Origin of the sequence: Halomonas sp., from assembly GCF_052095765.1 — a bacterium.
Lineage (GTDB): Bacteria > Pseudomonadota > Gammaproteobacteria > Pseudomonadales > Halomonadaceae > Halomonas.
This window is the reverse complement of the sequence record NZ_JBQDJZ010000066.1, coordinates 1-16,305: the sequence shown is the minus strand read 5'-3', so window position 1 is coordinate 16,305 and position 16,305 is coordinate 1. Positions and strand designations below refer to the sequence as shown.

General features: G+C 58.3%; 16 protein-coding genes. 15 read left to right on the top strand and 1 reads right to left on the bottom strand.

Annotated features, from left to right (window positions below; genetic code table 11):
* A partial coding sequence (locus ACTH3D_RS09365) for a helicase C-terminal domain-containing protein (protein ID WP_441666804.1) occupies positions 1-1,332 on the top strand: 1,332 nt, incomplete at its 5' end.
* 104 nt (positions 1,333-1,436) lie between these two features.
* Here ACTH3D_RS09365 and ACTH3D_RS09360 read toward each other — a convergent pair.
* On the bottom strand, positions 1,437-2,516 hold the full coding sequence (locus ACTH3D_RS09360) for a 3-deoxy-7-phosphoheptulonate synthase (RefSeq protein ID WP_441666803.1): 1,080 nt from the start codon (positions 2,514-2,516) through the stop codon (positions 1,437-1,439).
* 331 nt (positions 2,517-2,847) lie between these two features.
* Between ACTH3D_RS09360 and rpoE the strand changes: the two genes are divergently transcribed.
* The 14 genes from rpoE to ACTH3D_RS09290 all read left to right on the top strand — a co-directional run.
* A complete protein-coding gene (gene rpoE, locus ACTH3D_RS09355; protein WP_441666802.1) occupies positions 2,848-3,438 on the top strand; it encodes an RNA polymerase sigma factor RpoE in 591 nt (196 codons plus the stop codon).
* Between the two features lie 208 nt (positions 3,439-3,646).
* Positions 3,647-4,405 (top strand): sigma-E factor negative regulatory protein, encoded by a 759-nt coding sequence (locus ACTH3D_RS09350; protein WP_441666801.1) that lies wholly within the window; start codon positions 3,647-3,649, stop codon positions 4,403-4,405.
* Entirely contained in the window at positions 4,405-5,481 is a 1,077-nt protein-coding gene (locus tag ACTH3D_RS09345) for a MucB/RseB C-terminal domain-containing protein (RefSeq protein WP_441666800.1), read from the top strand. Before ACTH3D_RS09350 ends, ACTH3D_RS09345 begins: the two co-directional genes overlap by 1 nt.
* Positions 5,478-5,981 (top strand): SoxR reducing system RseC family protein, encoded by a 504-nt coding sequence (locus tag ACTH3D_RS09340; RefSeq protein ID WP_441666799.1) that lies wholly within the window; start codon positions 5,478-5,480, stop codon positions 5,979-5,981. Before ACTH3D_RS09345 ends, ACTH3D_RS09340 begins: the two co-directional genes overlap by 4 nt.
* 42 nt (positions 5,982-6,023) lie before the next feature.
* Complete coding sequence (locus ACTH3D_RS09335; RefSeq protein ID WP_441666798.1) at positions 6,024-7,454, top strand: DegQ family serine endoprotease; 1,431 nt, start codon at positions 6,024-6,026, stop codon at positions 7,452-7,454.
* Positions 7,455-7,833: 379 nt separating this feature from the next.
* A complete protein-coding gene (gene lepA / locus ACTH3D_RS09330; RefSeq protein ID WP_441666797.1) occupies positions 7,834-9,651 on the top strand; it encodes a translation elongation factor 4 in 1,818 nt (605 codons plus the stop codon).
* Between the two features lie 25 nt (positions 9,652-9,676).
* Positions 9,677-10,462, top strand: a complete 786-nt coding sequence (lepB, locus tag ACTH3D_RS09325; RefSeq protein ID WP_441666805.1) for a signal peptidase I — start codon at positions 9,677-9,679, stop codon at positions 10,460-10,462.
* Positions 10,463-10,540: 78 nt separating this feature from the next.
* A complete protein-coding gene (gene rnc / locus ACTH3D_RS09320; RefSeq protein WP_441666796.1) occupies positions 10,541-11,230 on the top strand; it encodes a ribonuclease III in 690 nt (229 codons plus the stop codon).
* Entirely contained in the window at positions 11,227-12,126 is a 900-nt protein-coding gene (gene era, locus ACTH3D_RS09315; RefSeq protein WP_441666795.1) for a GTPase Era, read from the top strand. The genes rnc and era overlap by 4 nt, the downstream gene beginning before the upstream one ends.
* Before the next feature lie 69 nt (positions 12,127-12,195).
* On the top strand, positions 12,196-12,897 hold the full coding sequence (gene recO / locus ACTH3D_RS09310; protein WP_441666794.1) for a DNA repair protein RecO: 702 nt from the start codon (positions 12,196-12,198) through the stop codon (positions 12,895-12,897).
* Positions 12,898-12,975: 78 nt separating this feature from the next.
* Positions 12,976-13,797 (top strand): pyridoxine 5'-phosphate synthase, encoded by an 822-nt coding sequence (gene pdxJ / locus ACTH3D_RS09305; protein WP_441666793.1) that lies wholly within the window; start codon positions 12,976-12,978, stop codon positions 13,795-13,797.
* Positions 13,798-13,800: 3 nt separating this feature from the next.
* On the top strand, positions 13,801-14,178 hold the full coding sequence (gene acpS / locus ACTH3D_RS09300) for a holo-ACP synthase (protein WP_441666792.1): 378 nt from the start codon (positions 13,801-13,803) through the stop codon (positions 14,176-14,178).
* A gap of 52 nt (positions 14,179-14,230) precedes the next feature.
* Positions 14,231-15,127, top strand: coding sequence for a cysteine synthase CysM (gene cysM, locus ACTH3D_RS09295; RefSeq protein ID WP_441666791.1), 897 nt, complete (start codon positions 14,231-14,233; stop codon positions 15,125-15,127).
* 33 nt (positions 15,128-15,160) lie between these two features.
* The coding region (locus ACTH3D_RS09290; protein WP_441666790.1) for an HD domain-containing protein at positions 15,161-16,305 on the top strand (1,145 nt) is incomplete at its 3' end.

Sequence of the window (16,305 nt, the reverse complement as noted above, 5' to 3'; positions counted from 1 at the left end):
CGCTTTGCTGTCGGTGGTGGCTTGCGTTGGCTGCGCACCCTCAAGAAGTCGCTTAGCGAACTGAACCAGCAGTTGGGCCAGCAGGCAACGCTAGCACGGTTGCTGGCCGGCTTGCCTCAAGCGATCGATGCACTGGAGCCACGGTTGGGCGAGGTGTTTGGGCTGGGTCACCAGCTGGCTGGGCGCCCCGATGGGCTCGCAGATGAGGAGGACCGGCTTCGGCATCGCTTTGAAATGGGCCGTGCGCCAGAGGCACTGCGCGAAATGGCCAGTGGGCTGGTCAGTGTTTTTTCTGAGTTGTCGCGTAGCTTGGAGTCCATGGCCGATATTCTGCGAGAGAGCCTGGATCCGGACAAGTCCACAGGATTGCCCCGCGAGCAGGCCGAACCCTGGCTGCCGCTGATGTCACTATTGCACGGCAGGGCGCAGGAAGCCCATGCGCTGTGGTTGGCGTTCGCCGAGCAGGATACCTCTGGCGAGCCGCCCCGAGCACGCTGGCTGACCCTGGAGCGCTTTCAGGGCGAATCGGAGCTGGTCTTTTCCGCCAGCCCAGTATCTGCTGCCCACACTCTGGCAAAAACACTTTGGGGATGCTGTTTCGGCGCGGTGCTGACGTCGGCAACCCTGACAGCACTGGGCCGTTTTGAACGGCTGCAGGAGCGGGCAGGCCTGGCCAACCGCTATCGTTATCAAGTGCTGCCCAGTCCGTTTGACTATTCCCAGGCCGTGCTCAGCGTACCCCAGGAGGCAACAGACCCTGCCGATCGTGATGGCCATGAGCGCGCCATTGTCGATTTTGTCGAGGCGCTGGGTGACGACGAAGCGGTGCTGATATTGTTCTCCTCCCGGGCTCAGTTGCGTGGTGTAGAGCGTGCATTGTCGCCGGAGGTGCGTCAGCGCGTGCTGGCCCAGGATCGCTTTCCCAAGCGCGAGCTGGTTGAGCGACATCGCGCGCAGGTCGACAAAGGCAAGGGCAGTATCTTGTTTGGTCTGGCCAGCTTTGCTGAGGGTATCGATCTGCCCGGCAGCTATCTCACCCATGTGGTGATTACCCGGTTGCCGTTCGCTGTGCCGGACGACCCAGTGGGTGCAACGCTGGCCGAGTGGATCGAAAGCCAGGGCGGCAATTCCTTCATGCGTATCAGCGTGCCGGATGCCTCCATCAAACTGGTGCAGGCCTGTGGCCGGTTAATCCGCAAGGAAACCGATCATGGTCGTATTACGTTGCTTGACCGGCGCGTACTGACTCGCCGCTATGGCTCCGCACTGCTTGACTCACTTCCGCCTTTTACCCGCGAGATCGAAGGGGTGGTACAGCAGGTCAGTAAATAAAGCGCGGCTGGACAGGTAGCCAGACCTCCAGAGCCAACGAAGCCCGCCATGCTGCCCAGCAGGCGGGCTTAGTCGTGGTGTTGTTCAGCGACTTGAGCGACAGATCAGGCGGCGTTGATGCGCTTGGCAAGCGCCGGAGCAAGCTTGTCGTTCATGGTCTTGAGCGCATCAACGGTGGTGTCCCAGTCGATGCAGGCATCGGTGATTGAGACACCGTAGGTCAGATTCTTGGGATCATCGGCCATCTTCTGGTTGCCCCAGCCGATATTGGATTCGACCATCAGGCCGGTAATCGAGCGGTTGCCATCAAGAATCTGGTTGGTGACGTTTTCCAGTACCAGCGGTTGCAGGCCGGCATCCTTGTTGGAGTTGGCGTGGGAGCAGTCGACCATGATGTTGGGCTTGATGCTGGCTTCAGTGAGCTCCTGCTCGGCCAGCGCTACGCTGACGCTGTCGTAGTTGGGCTTGCCGTTACCGCCGCGCAGCACCACATGGCCGTAGGCGTTACCTCGGGTGCGAATGATGGCGACCTGGCCGTTTCTGTCGATGCCCAGGAAGTTGTGCGGGTGGGAGACCGATTGCAGTGCATTGACAGCGACATCGAGACTGCCGTCGGTGCCGTTCTTGAAACCGACCGGGCATGACAGGCCGGAGGCCATCTCGCGGTGGGTCTGGGACTCAGTGGTACGTGCACCGATGGCCGACCAGCTGATGCAGTCCTGTAGATACTGGGGTGAGATCGGGTCCAGTGCCTCGGTGGCCAGCGGCAGTCCAAGCTCAGCCAGATCTACCAGCAGGCGGCGTGCGATATGCAGGCCTTCCTCGATCTCGAACGAGCCGTTGAGGCGCGGGTCGTTGATCAGCCCCTTCCAACCGACGGTGGTGCGCGGCTTTTCGAAATAGACACGCATCACGATGTACAGGCTGTCCTTTACTTCGTCGGCCAGCTTGCGCAGTCGACGGGCGTAATCCATCGCAGCGTCCACATCGTGGATGGAGCAAGGGCCCACCACCATCAGCAGGCGAGGGTCGCTGCCGTCGAGTATCCGCTCGATGGTTTTACGCCCTTCAACCACGGTGCGTTGGGCCGTTTCAGTGAGGGGGACAGCCTTCTTGAGTTCAGAGGGAGTAATCAAAACGTCCTCAGCAAGAACGTTCAGGTTGTAGATCTTTTGCTCGGACATTTTCCTACCTGTTGCGTGGCGGCACGGATGCATTTTAATAACCTTCTACTATTACCCTGATGCGCCTGAATTTCAATGTTAAAGGGAACTTTATGGATACTGACAGGTCATTAGCGCCGCGTACTTAGCCTGCTCAAGTGGTTGATAGACGCTGAAGAAACAGCAACACTTGGTCTTTCGTCGATGCGTTTCATCGGCAGCGGCGCAAGCCTCCACAGGTTGCCAGGTAACCATAAGGCTTCAGGTTGACTTCTATGCAAGCAATACCAGTCATTAGGCGGCGCCTTGTGCGCAAGACGCTGCTTTGTACCCCCGTAAAGGGGGATGTTTAATGGGAAATCGGGAAACCGATCAGCAGCTTGTCGAGCGTGCGCGCAACGGCGACACGCGGGCCTTTGATCTGCTGGTCAAGAAATACCAGCACAAGATCATTGGTTTGATAGGGCGCTATGTGCACGATCACTCTGAAGTCCAGGATGTGGCGCAGGAGGCATTTATCAAGGCTTACCGGGCGCTGGGTAGCTTTCGTGCAGAGAGTGCGTTCTATACCTGGATGTACCGTATCGCCATCAATACCGCTAAGAACCATTTGGTGTCGCGCAGTCGCCGGCCCCCAGGAAGCGATCTGGACATGTCAGATGCCGAGATCTTGGATCACAGTGGACGCCTGGCCGATATTGAAACGCCCGAGGCGGCGATGGCGCGGGACCAGCTTGAAACCGCGGTCTTCGAGGCAATCGATGCATTGCCTGATGACTTGCGCACAGCGATAACGCTGCGCGAGATGGACGGGCTGTCTTACGAGGATATCGCCAACATCATGGAATGCCCGGTGGGCACGGTCCGATCGAGGATTTTTCGTGCTCGGGAAGCGGTGGATCAACATATCCAGCCATTCATCACGACGTCGCGGAATCAGTAAGGTGTCGTCGTTTGGCGTCAGATTGACATCTTTTTGCATGATTCGCTGAACTGTCTCGAAATACTGGCGTCATAGGCAGTAAGCAAAAAAATAGGCAGTAAGAAAAATGAGCAGTGTTCAGGAGCCGTATTCCTGAAACCGGTCAGTCAGGTGTGCTGACAATTGATACAAGGCGCAAGCGTCTTGGCTGTGAGGGTAAGGGGGAAGAATGAGTCTTAACGCAAGGCAATCGCTATCCGCGCTAATGGATGATGAAGGCGACGATCTGGAGTTGCGTCGTGTTCTGGCGACACTGAACAGCGCGCCGGAAGATGGCGACAGCTGGCGGCGTTATCATTTGGCGCGCAGCGTCATGCGCCGTGAAGCTCACATTGATACCAGCGTTGACCTGTCTGCCGATATCATGGCCAGGCTTGAAACAGAACCGGTGCCCGCCAGTGCAGAGCATAACGTATCTCAACCAGCATCATTGAAGGGCCGTCATCCTGCCAAGCCAGCAAGGCGCCGTGGCATGCCGTTGGCGCGAGGTGCCGGTATCGCCGCTGCCGTGTCGCTAATGGTGATCAGTGGCGTGCAGTTCTATAACGGCAATTCTGTGCTTGACGGCCAAGGCTCCGGTCTTGCCGCGAATGACGCTGCTGCACCCGATCGTATGGCGAGGCCGTCCGTGGCTGCGCCATCGTTGGTTGACTTGCCGATGTTCCAGGTGGCGCCAAGTATGCGTACCAACAATGTTGCTATGGGTGGGGTGATGACGGTGGGCGCCGGTGGCTCAACACCGATGATGCTAGCTCCCTCCCAAGAACAACAGTCGCGTGCTATCGATCAGCAGCAGGCGCTGTTGCTTCAATCTTACCTAAACCGTCATGCTGAGGGTGCAGCCTCCGGTGCCGGGGACAGCTGGCTGCCTCTATTCCGGGTTTCTGAGGGCCAGGTTATTGAAAATGGGCAGCCGAGTCAGCGCTGATGCCAAACCTGGGTAAGCGCCTGCGCAGGGTATTGCCAGTAGTTCTGCTGTTGGCAATGACGTCTTTGGCAGTATCAGCCCAGCAGGGCAGCGATGACGCTTCGCAAGCCGATACGCTGTTGCTTGACTGCTCGATGCCGGAGTCCTTGATCAATTCGCAGTTTGGCAAAGAATGGATGAAGCGCAGCTTGCTGGCGCAGCACTGTGTCAGCTTCCAGGCACGCGCTGTGCGAGCTGGACCGGGTGGCGTCAGAACGTTGGTGTTGTTACATGACGTTCGTGATGGTGTAGAGCGTGACGAGCTAATCATGCTGGACGACAGCCCGGTGACCTACGAGCGTGATGGTGTCGCCGTCATGCTCCTCGACAGTGAGCAGGGGCTTTTTCCGGCTTCCCCCGATGCCATCACCCAGCATCTCGATGACTTCTATCAGTTTAGACTCTCTGAAAATCAGCGCATCGCCGGGCGCTCAGCTGTTCGCCTGGACATAGAGCCGCGAGACGATTTTCGCTATGGTCGCCGCCAGTGGATTGATGTGGAAACGGCATTGCCGCTCAAGCAGGAGTTGCTGGGAGAGCGTGGTGTGCTGGAGACCTTCCAGCTGGTTGAGCTGGATGTCGGGCGGCGCTACCCCGGGACGATCACGGTCGAACCATCAGTGAGCGTACCTGGAGGACAGTGGCAGCCGGGTTGGCTTCCTCCGGGCTTTGTCCGCCAGCCGGTCAAGCCGGATGCCTCGCTGCCAGGCCGGGCTCATCATCTCTACAGTGATGGCCTGGCAACCCTGAGCCTTTTTATAGAGCCTCTTCAGGGCCAGCCCAGTCTCAAGCCGGGTGTCCACCGGCTGGGTGCATCCCAGGCGGCGGTGCTGCAGCGACGCACTGGTGATCAGCTGTACCAGATCATGGCAATGGGAGAGCTGCCGTCCTATGTGCTGCAGCGCGTCGCCAGCAGTACCGAGGCATTCAGCCTGCAATCTGACTCTGAGCTCACCCCGCAACCCACCTCGCAGTTCGAGCCTCAGCCTGGCAGTCTGCAGGGCGTTGAGCTGGACGGGGCAACAGATGCTACATGAGTGATAGCACAGTAAGCCACGGCATGCTTGAAGAGCTGGGTCGTGTTGTCAGCTGTTATGATGGTGGCGTTTGGGTCGAGGTCCAGCGGCAGGCTGCCTGCGGCAGCTGTAGCGTTCGCCACGGCTGCGGTAGCGCCCAGCTGTTGCGTTTTTCCCGAACACCTCCCTTGCGGTTTGCCATTGCTACCTCACAGCAACTCCAGCTCGGCGATCAGGTACGTCTTGGGCTGAAAGCAGCTGATCTTGCCCGTGCAAGCCTGCTGGCCTACGGCGTGCCACTGTTGCTAGCGCTGGCAGGCGCCGCCGCTGGCCAGATGTGGCTTGGTGGCGATGCCTGGGCCGGGCTTGCCTTCATGGTGGGACTGGGTATCGGTGGCTTGTGGCTTCGCCGCCATCATCAACATCAGTCATCACGTTATCTGCCCCGTTTGTTGGGCGTTGTGTGCCGCGTAGAAAATTTCAGTGCAGTGGCTGAACCTTTTAGCCTTCACAGGGTATGAAAAAGTGGTATTTCAACTTGATGTAACTCACAGGAGTATTTCATGAGATCCAGGATGCAGTTGTCTTCCCTGTGGATGCTGCTGATGATTGCAGCACTTGTCTGCCAGCCAGCGTTAGCCAGAGATCTGCCCGACTTTACCGGGCTGGTCAAGGAAGCTGCGCCGGGGGTGGTCAACATCTCCACATCCCAGACCGTAGAGCGCGGTGGGCCATCCTTCCATGGCCGGGGCTTTGGTGGCCCTGAAATGCCGGATATCTTCCGAGAGTTCTTTGGTGACCGCTTCCCGTTCCCCCAGGGCGATGGGCAGGGTTACAGTGAAGAACGTAAGTCGCTGGGTTCGGGCTTTGTCATCGATGAAGCCGGCTACATCATGACTAACGCCCATGTGGTAGATGGCGCTGATGAAGTCCTGGTGCGCTTCAGCGATCGTCGCGAGCTTGAGGCTGAGGTTGTGGGCGTGGATATCAAAACGGACATCGCCGTGCTCAAGGTAGATGCCGACGATCTGCCCGCCCTGGTGCTGGGCAACTCTGATGATCTGGAAGTTGGCGAGTGGGTGGCAGCCATCGGTTCACCATTCGGGTTTGACCACTCGGTAACGGCCGGGATTGTCAGTGCAATCAATCGCACTCTGCCACAGGATGCCTACGTGCCCTTTATCCAGACGGATGTGGCCATCAATCCGGGTAACTCTGGCGGGCCATTGTTCAACCTTGATGGTGAAGTGGTTGGTATCAACTCGCAGATTTTCACCCGCAGCGGTGGCTTCATGGGATTGTCATTCTCGATTCCCATCAATGTGGCCATGGATGTGGCTGACCAGTTGCGTGATGGTGGCTCGGTGAGCCGAGGCTGGCTTGGCGTGATGATTCAGCCGGTGTCGCGTGACCTGGCAGAATCCTTTGGTATGAAAGAGCCTGAAGGGGCGCTAGTGTCTGACATGGACCCGGAAGGTCCGGCGGCGCGTGACGGTCTGGAAGCCGGCGATATCATCCTTGAAGTCAACGGCAAGCGAGTCGACAGCTCTGAAACACTGCCGCGCCTGATCGGTGGAATCGATCCTGGCGAAAAAGTGGAACTGACGGTGATGCGTGACGGTGAGCGTGAAAGCCTGACCATCACCCTGGGCAGCTGGCCGGGAGCCGAGCAGGGTGCTGGCAGCAAGGGGAGTGCCGAAGATAGCGCACCTGCACGTCTGGGCATCAAGGTACAGGCGCTGGATGAGCAGGTGCTCAGGGACCTCAAGATTGAAGGCGGTGTGCGTGTCACAGAGGTGGGCCGCGATGGGGCCGCAGCCCGTGCAGGAATTCGCCGCGGTGATGTGCTGGTCAATATCGCCATGCAGCCGGTTAAGAATCCCGAGCAGCTGGTTGAGCTGATCGGTGAGTTGCCAGAAGGCCAGTCAGTACCAGTGAGGCTGTATCGCGAAGGCCGCTCATACTACGTTGCACTGCGGCTGGACGATAACTGAAAACAGGCTTTCTGACGGCTGAACGCCCCCCCCCCCCCGATAGTTCTGGCTGTCGGGGGGTTAAGTATATTCAGCTATTCAAAGAGAGCGATCGTCCCCACCTTGTGCGGCACGATACATGCCCATCGGTATTTTCTTCATTCCCCTTAATATCTGTTTGTGTTCAGCAACAGTTTCACGTTTTTGGACATGATTGCTTCAAAGGCGACCTCTCCCGGGATGGCTGCCAGCTTGCCGGTGGCCAAGTGCTGGCGACATTGCAGCTTCGCCGCGCTACAATGCGCGCAGCTCTCACGCGCAACTTTCACGCAGCCTGCGCCTATGTAAGGTGTTTTGATCAACTTGACCATGGCTGCGTATATGGAACGGGTTTCAATGCATGTCAGATAAAGATAATCGCAAGCCAATCAATGGAATACGTAACTTTTCCATCATCGCGCATATCGATCATGGCAAATCTACTCTTGCCGATCGCCTGATTCAGGCCTGTGGCGGGCTCACCGAGCGTGAGCTCAAAGAGCAGGTGCTGGACTCAATGGATATCGAGCGTGAACGTGGTATCACCATCAAGGCGCAGTCGGTCACGCTGGACTACACAGCGGCTGATGGCCAGGTCTATCAGCTGAACTTCATTGATACGCCGGGCCATGTGGACTTCTCTTATGAGGTGTCGCGTTCGCTGTATGCTTGTGAAGGGGCGCTACTGGTGGTGGACGCCGGGCAGGGGGTTGAAGCGCAGTCGGTGGCTAACTGTTATACGGCGCTGGAGCAGGGTCTTGAAGTACTGCCGGTGCTCAACAAGATGGACCTGCCCCAAGCTGATCCGGACAAGGTGGCCCATGAAATCGAGGAAATCATCGGTATCGATGCCACGGATGCTTGTCAGGTCTCGGCCAAGACCGGGCTTGGAATCGATGCGCTGCTTGAGCGCCTGATTCGCGATGTTCCGCCGCCGAAAGGGGATGTTGACGCGCCGCTTCAGGCGTTGATTATCGACTCCTGGTTTGACAACTACCTCGGCGTGGTTTCGCTGGTGCGTATTTTCGACGGCACCCTGAAGAAGGGCGAAAAAATCCGCATCCTGTCGACTGGCAGGGACTGGCAGGCCAACACAGTGGGCGTGTTTACGCCGCTGCGTCAGGAGACCGACAGTCTTCGGGCTGGTGAGGTTGGCTACATCGTCGCCGGAATCAAGGACATCCATGGCGCGCCGGTGGGTGACACTATCACCCATACGAAAACGTCTGATATCAAGCGTTTGCCGGGCTTCCTGAAGGTCAAGCCGCAGGTTTATGCGGGCATGTTTCCGATCAGCGCTGACGACTACGAAGACTTCCGTGATGCGCTGGAGAAGCTGGCGCTCAATGATGCATCGCTAGAGTATGAGCCGGAAAACTCTGATGCGCTGGGCTTTGGCTTCCGCGTCGGCTTTCTCGGTACCTTGCACATGGAAATCATCCAGGAGCGGCTCGAGCGCGAGTACGACCTGGATCTCCTGTCCACTGCGCCGACGGTGGTGTATGAGCTGTTGATGAAGGATGGATCAACGCGTTACGTCTCCAACCCCTCTAAGTTGCCCGACATGGCAGACGTTGAAGAGATGCGCGAGCCCGTCGCGCGGGCTAGCATTCTGGTGCCCCAGGAGTATGTGGGTAATGTGATTGCAGAGTGCGAGCAGCGGCGTGGCACTCAGCTGGACATGCTGTTTCTGGGTAGCCAAATCCAGCTGACCTATGAGCTTCCTATGTCTGAAGTGGTGATGGATTTCTTTGACCGGCTCAAGTCCATCTCGCGCGGTTACGCTTCTCTGGATTACAGCTTCGAGCGCTTTGAGGCCGCCAAACTGGTGCGTCTGGACGTGCTGATCAACGGCGACCGGGTCGATGCGCTGGCCATTATTATCCACCGCGATCATGCCCACAGCCGCGGCCGGACTCTCGTCGAGAAGATGCAGGAGCTGATACCCCGCCAGATGTTTGATGTGGCCATTCAGGCCGCCATTGGCGGTCAGGTGGTGGCGCGCTCTACGGTCAAGGCGCTGCGTAAGAACGTGACGGCCAAGTGCTATGGCGGTGATGTTAGCCGCAAGAAAAAACTGCTCGAGAAGCAAAAGGCGGGCAAGAAACGCATGAAGCAGGTCGGACGGGTGGAAATTCCCCAGGATGCCTTCCTTGCTGTGCTCAAGTCCAACGATTAAGAACGACTAAGGAAGACGCATGAGCCTGGATTTTGCACTCCTGTTGGTGATCGCGGTTGCCGTGACCGGTGCTATCACCTTGTTGGATACGCTGTGGTGGCGTCCGGCACGTAAAGCACGCGCAGCGGCTGAGGCAGGGCATTCTGATGTTGCAGGCAAGAGCGTGCGTGAGCCGTGGCCCGTTGACTACGCGCGCTCGTTCTTTCCGGTGTTGTTGATTGTGCTGGTGGTGAGAAGCTTCATTGTGGAGCCATTCCAGATTCCATCTGGCTCAATGCGGCCAACGCTGGAAGTGGGTGATTTCATCTTGGTCAACAAGTTTGCCTATGGCCTGCGGCTGCCGGCAGTCAATACCCGGGTGCTTGAAGTTAATGACCCTGAGCGTGGCGATGTGATGGTGTTCCGCTTTCCGGGCGACCCTTCAATCAACTACATTAAGCGCGTAGTGGGCCTGCCAGGCGATCTCGTTCGCTACGAAGACAAGCAGCTGTATGTTAACGGTGAGCCAGTGGCCAAGCGCGCGTTGGGCGATGCCGGCAACGAAGCGCCCGGCGAGCTGGCGTTTGAAGAGCTGCTGGGAGAGTCCACTCACCTGATTTACAACAACCCTCAGGACCCCGGCCCGCAGATACGTGAAATCGAGGTGCCTGAGGGCATGTATTTCACCATGGGTGATAACCGCGACCATTCCAATGACAGCCGCTACTGGGGCTTTGTGCCGGAAGACAACATCGTCGGCAAGGCTTTCGCTGTGTGGATGCACTGGGATGGTGGGCTGCCCAGCTTCAGCAGTGCGCGGGGTATTCAATGAGCTTAGTAACAAGCTCTGTATCAGGTGTTTGTATCAGGCTCCTGTATCAACTGACGCTGGCAAAGAGGTGACTGTGCTGTGAGTAATTCGCTAACCCTCTTTTGCCGTCGTATCGGCCATGAGTTCTCGTCACCAGAGCTGTTGGAACTTGCCGTGACGCACCGTAGCTACGGTGGCAAGAATAACGAGCGGCTTGAGTTTCTCGGTGACTCCATCGTCAACTTCGTGATTGCCGAAGCGCTGTTCCAGCAGTTTCCCGAAGCCCAGGAAGGGCAGCTGTCGCGCTTGCGAGCGCGGCTGGTCAAAGGTCAGACTCTGGCTGAGCTGGCCCGGGAGATGCAGGCCGGTGAGTGCCTGCGTCTGGGGTCCGGCGAGATGAAGAGTGGCGGCCACCGGCGCGACTCCATCCTGGCCGACACGGTGGAAGCTGTTATCGGTGCCATCTATCTGGATGCCGGTATGGAAACGGCCCGGGCAAGGGTGCTGGACTGGTTTGCCGAACGCCTTAAGGCAATCAACCTGAAAGATACCCAGAAAGATCCCAAGACGCGCCTGCAGGAATTCCTGCAGTCCCGCCAGCAGGCACTGCCGCACTATGAGGTAGTGTCCGTTGAGGGGGAGGCGCATGAACAGATATTTACGGTGGTGTGTCAGATAGCATTGCTGGACGAACTGCCCAAGGGCGTAGGCTCCAGCCGGCGTCATGCTGAACAGCAAGCCGCTGAGTGCGCGTTGGCCAGTCTCGAACTTTCCGGAGTACGCTTATGACCCAGACCTGTGGATTTGTGGCCATTGTTGGCCGCCCCAATGTTGGCAAGTCAACCCTGATGAACAGGGTCCTTGGCCAGAAGATTTCGATAACCTCGCGCCGACCCCAGACCACCCGGCATCAGGTGATGGGCATCAAGACGGAAGGTGATGCCCAGTTCATTTATGTGGATACGCCGGGAATTCATAAGCTGGGCCGAGATCGCAACAAGGCCATCAACCGCTTCATGAATCAGGCGGCAACCCAGGCGCTGCGCGATGTGGATTGCGTGATATTCATCGTCGACCGCACCCGCTGGACCGAGGAAGACCAGATTGTACTGGATCGCCTGAGCAATGTTGATGCGCCGGTGGTGTTGGCGGTCAACAAGGTTGACCGGATCGAGGACAAAGCCACACTGCTACCCTGGCTTGCGGAGCTGGCCACACGGCGTGATTTTTCCGCCATTGTGCCCGTTGCCGCCCAGCACGGCACCAACCTGGATCTGCTCGAAGTTGAAGTGGCCAAGCATCTTCCTGAAGGAGTGCACCACTTCCCGGATGATCAGATCACCGACCGCAGCCAGCGTTTTTTGGCCGCTGAACTGGTGCGGGAAAAAGTTATGCGCCAGCTTGGCGATGAACTGCCCTACCAGATGACTGTGGAAATTGAAGAGTTCCGCGATGAAGGACGAGTGCTGCACATCGGGGCACTCATTCTGGTGGAGCGCCAGGGACAGAAAAAGATTCTGATTGGCGAGAAGGGCGAGCGGCTCAAGATGATTGGTCGCGAAGCACGGCTGGACATGGAGAAAGCCTTCGAAGCCAAGGTCATGCTCAGCCTGTGGGTCAAGGTCAAGCGGGGCTGGTCTGACGATGAGCGAGCACTGAAGAGCCTTGGTTACACCACGGGTTGACAAGATGCCCCAGATGGAGCGTCTCAGGTGCAGCCGGATCATGAAGATGGCTATGTCGGGTGCGAGCTAATGCAACCGACACCTGCCTATCTGCTGCATAAGCGCCCGTACCGTGAAACCAGTGCACTGGTTGAGCTGTTGGTGCTGGGACACGGGCGCGTGCGTGGTGTAGCAAGGGGCGTGCAGCGCCCGGGCAGCCGCAATCGTAGTGCCTTGCAGCCGTTCAGCCCGCTGCATCTGACCTGGTCGGGGTGTGGAGAGCTCAAGCGGCTGACCCTGATCGAGAGTCGCGGAGCTGGTGCCATGCTCGCTGGTGAAGGTTTGCTGTGTGGCTTCTATGCCAATGAGCTGTTGACGCGATTGCTGCCGATAGAGCTGCCGGTCGATGACGTTTTTGCTTTTTATGCTGCGGCTTTAGATGCCTTCGCCCGCCCTGATGCTAGGGCCGGCGCGCTGCGTGATGTCGAGCTGGCGCTGCTGGATGCCTTGGGTGCACGCCCCCGCTTTACCAGTCCGCAAGGGGGCGAGCTTGATCCTCATGGTCGGTATTGGCTGGAGCCTGAAAGCTGTGCCTTTGTTCCTGATGTGAGGGGCATTGATGGGCGTACGTTGCGTTTGCTGGCCAGTGGCGACTGGCAGTCGCCCGGACTCAACGGGCCAGCCAAGGCCGTGACCCGGGCAGCATTGGCGCCGCTGCTGGGAAGCCGGCCGTTACGCTCCCGGGAGCTTATGCAGCAGCTGGCGTTGCGCCGCCGCCAGCAAACATCCTGAAGCGCGCCAACTGGAAGTCACCAGTGATATGCTCATTTCATATCACCCACCATTTAATGATTGTCCGTGGAGGTTTACATGCATCCCCCCCGTATTCTGCTTGGTGTCAATATCGACCACGTGGCTACCCTGCGTGAGGCCAGAGGCACACGCTACCCTGACCCCGTACAGGCCGCGTTGTTGGCTGAACAGGCTGGCGCTGACGGTATCACTGTCCATCCTCGGGAAGATGCCCGACATATCCAGGTGCGAGATGTTCGCCTGCTGTCCCAGATGCTCAATACGCCCATGAACCTTGAGATGGCGATTACCGAGCCGATGCTGGCGCTGGCCGAAGAGCTGCGCCCGGAGCATGTCTGCCTAGTGCCGGAAAAGCGCGAAGAGCTGACCACCGAGGGCGGGCTGGATGTGGTTGCAGGCTTTGATAGTGTTGCCGCTGCCTGCAAGCGGCTCAGTGCTGCTGGCTGTGAAGTGTCCCTGTTCATCGATCCGGAACCCGCGCAAGTCGAGGCGGCGGCCCGTGCCGGTGCGCCGGTGATCGAGCTGCACACGGGAACTTATGCTGAAACGCGGGGTGCCCAGGCCAGACAGGAGTATGCTCGGTTGACAGCGGCAGCCGAGATGGCTGATGAGCTGGGGCTGGTTGTTAACGCAGGCCACGGGCTCCACTACCATAATGTCGAGGCCATCGCTGCCATTCCGGGGTTGCATGAGCTCAACATCGGTCATGCAATTATTGCCCGAGCATTGTTTGTCGGTCTGGCTGAGGCCGTGGCAGAGATGAAGCGGCTGATGATTGCCGGCCAAGAAGCCGGTTTGTTGGCAACACTTGAGGCCCACGACGAAGACCACGCTTATGATCATGACAATGGCTACGCCGACTGCGGTTCGCGGGGCTAAGTCGTGATTCTGGGTATCGGCACGGATGTGGCACGCATCGCACGTTTTGAGCGGGCCATGGCGCGTCATGGCGAACGTTTTGTCGAGCGGATTCTCGGTACGGCAGAACGCATCGCTTTTGCTGAGCGCGGCCAGCCGCCGGCGTTTCTGGCTAAACGTTTTGCGGCCAAGGAAGCCTTCGTCAAGGCGCTGGGTACCGGGCTGCGGCACGGCATCAGCTGGCAGGATATCCAAGTCAGTAACGATGCACTGGGTCGGCCAGTGCTGTTGCTGTCTGGCCGAGCCCAAGAGACGGCGACGGTTGCGGGGGTGAATGCCATGCATCTGTCGCTGTCAGATGAGGCAGATGTGGCAATCGCTTTTGTGGTGCTGGAAGGCTGAGCGATATACTGGCGCCACACTGCTTGTTGCAGATTTTTCACAGGGCCACGACATGCAATTTCCCACCCTCGAGCAGACCATTGGCAACACACCACTGGTTCGCCTGACACGTATTACTGCCGGCCACAACAACCTTTTACTGGCCAAGCTGGAAGGCAACAATCCGGCGGGATCGGTCAAGGATCGTCCCGCCCTTAGCATGCTTGATCAGGCGGAAAAGCGCGGTGCTATCCGGCTGGGCGACACTCTGGTTGAGGCGACGTCGGGCAATACCGGCATTGCCCTGGCCATGGCGGCTGCCATCAAAGGCTATCGATTGGTGCTGATCATGCCGGAAAGCTCGTCCAGTGAGCGCAAGCAGGCCATGGCTGCCTATGGTGCCAGACTAATCGAGGTCAGCCGTGAAGGCGGCATGGAAGAGGCCCGGGACCTGGCTGACGCGATGGTAGCGCGGGGAGAAGCCAAGGCTCTGGACCAGTTCGCTAACCCGGACAACCCACTGAGCCACTATGGCTCTACCGGTCCTGAGCTATGGCGGCAGACCGGAGGCGCCCTGACGCATTTCGTCAGCGCCATGGGCACCACGGGCACTATCATGGGTGTGTCGCGTTATCTCAAGGAGCAGAACCCGGCGCTGCAGATTGTTGGTCTGCAGCCCGAGGACGGTGCCAGTATTGCCGGTATCCGGCGCTGGCCAGAGGCGTATCGGCCAGCAATTTTCGAGCCGAACCGGGTTGATCAGGTGTTGGATATCAGCCAGCGTGACGCCGAAGAAAGCATGCGCCGCCTGGCCCGTGAAGAGGGCATTCTGGCCGGTGTATCTTCTGGAGGCGCTTTGGCTGGCGCATTACGCGTAGCAGAAACTGTCGAGAATGCGGTCATTGCGTTTATTGTCTGTGATCGTGGAGATCGCTATCTGTCCACTGGTCTGTTTGTTACCCAGGCCTGAGCCTGAACGACGCAGGCAAGGAGCTGTTGCATCATGGTGAAAGTGCGTGAGGATCAGCCACTGACAGAAGATGGCAGGGTTGACGTCGAGCGCTGGATCGAGCGTCTTCAATGCGAAGTGCCGTTGCATGATGTCGGCAAGATGCGCAAGGCGTGCGAGCTGGCCGAGACCCTGGAGCGGGAAGCCGACCGTCCCCATCGGGTGTGGCTTGAGCAAGGGTCCAGTTTCCGCATGGGCCTCGAGATGGCTGATATTCTTTCGGAGCTGCGTCTTGATCAAGAGGCGCTGGTGGCTGCGGTACTCTACCGTGCTGCTCGGGAGGGCATGCTGACGCTGGACAGGGTGGAACAGCTGTTTGGTGCCGAGGTGGCGCGCCTGATTGATGGTGCACTGCAAATGGCCGCCATCGATAGGGTTCAGATCACGTCAGATGGGGCCGGGCAGCATAACCAGCAGGAAAATGTGCGCAAAATGCTGGTGGCGATGATTGATGATGTGCGAGTCGCACTGATCAAGATCGCCGAGCGTACCAGCGCTTTACGCCAAGTGCGCAATGCGCCCCGCGAGAAGCGCATTCGGGTGGCCCGTGAAGTATTTGATGTCTATGCGCCGCTGGCGCACCGGCTGGGTATTGGGCATCTCAAGTGGGAGCTTGAGGACCTGTCGTTTCGCCACCTGCATGAAGACGACTACAAGGCCATCGCCAAGCTGCTGGCCGAGAAGCGCCTGGATCGCGACTACTACATCAATGAAGTCGTCGAGACACTCAAAGGGCTGATGGATGCTCAAGGCATCGCACGCTATCAGGTTGATGGTCGGGCCAAGCACATTTATTCCATCTGGCGCAAGATGCAGCGCAAACACATTGATTTTTCCCAGGTGAACGACATCCGTGCCGTGCGCATCCTGGTGCCGGAGGTCAGCGACTGCTACGCCATGCTGGGCATTGTGCATTCGCGCTGGCATCACGTGCCCAATGAGTTTGACGATTATATTGCCAACCCCAAGCAGAATGGCTATCAGTCGCTGCATACCGCTGTTTTTGGCCCAGAGAACAAGGTGCTGGAGATCCAGATTCGCACCTTTGCCATGCATGAGGAAGCCGAGCTTGGTGTCTGTGCTCACTGGTGCTACAAAGGACATGATACTGGCGGTAAAAGCTCTAGCTACGACGACAA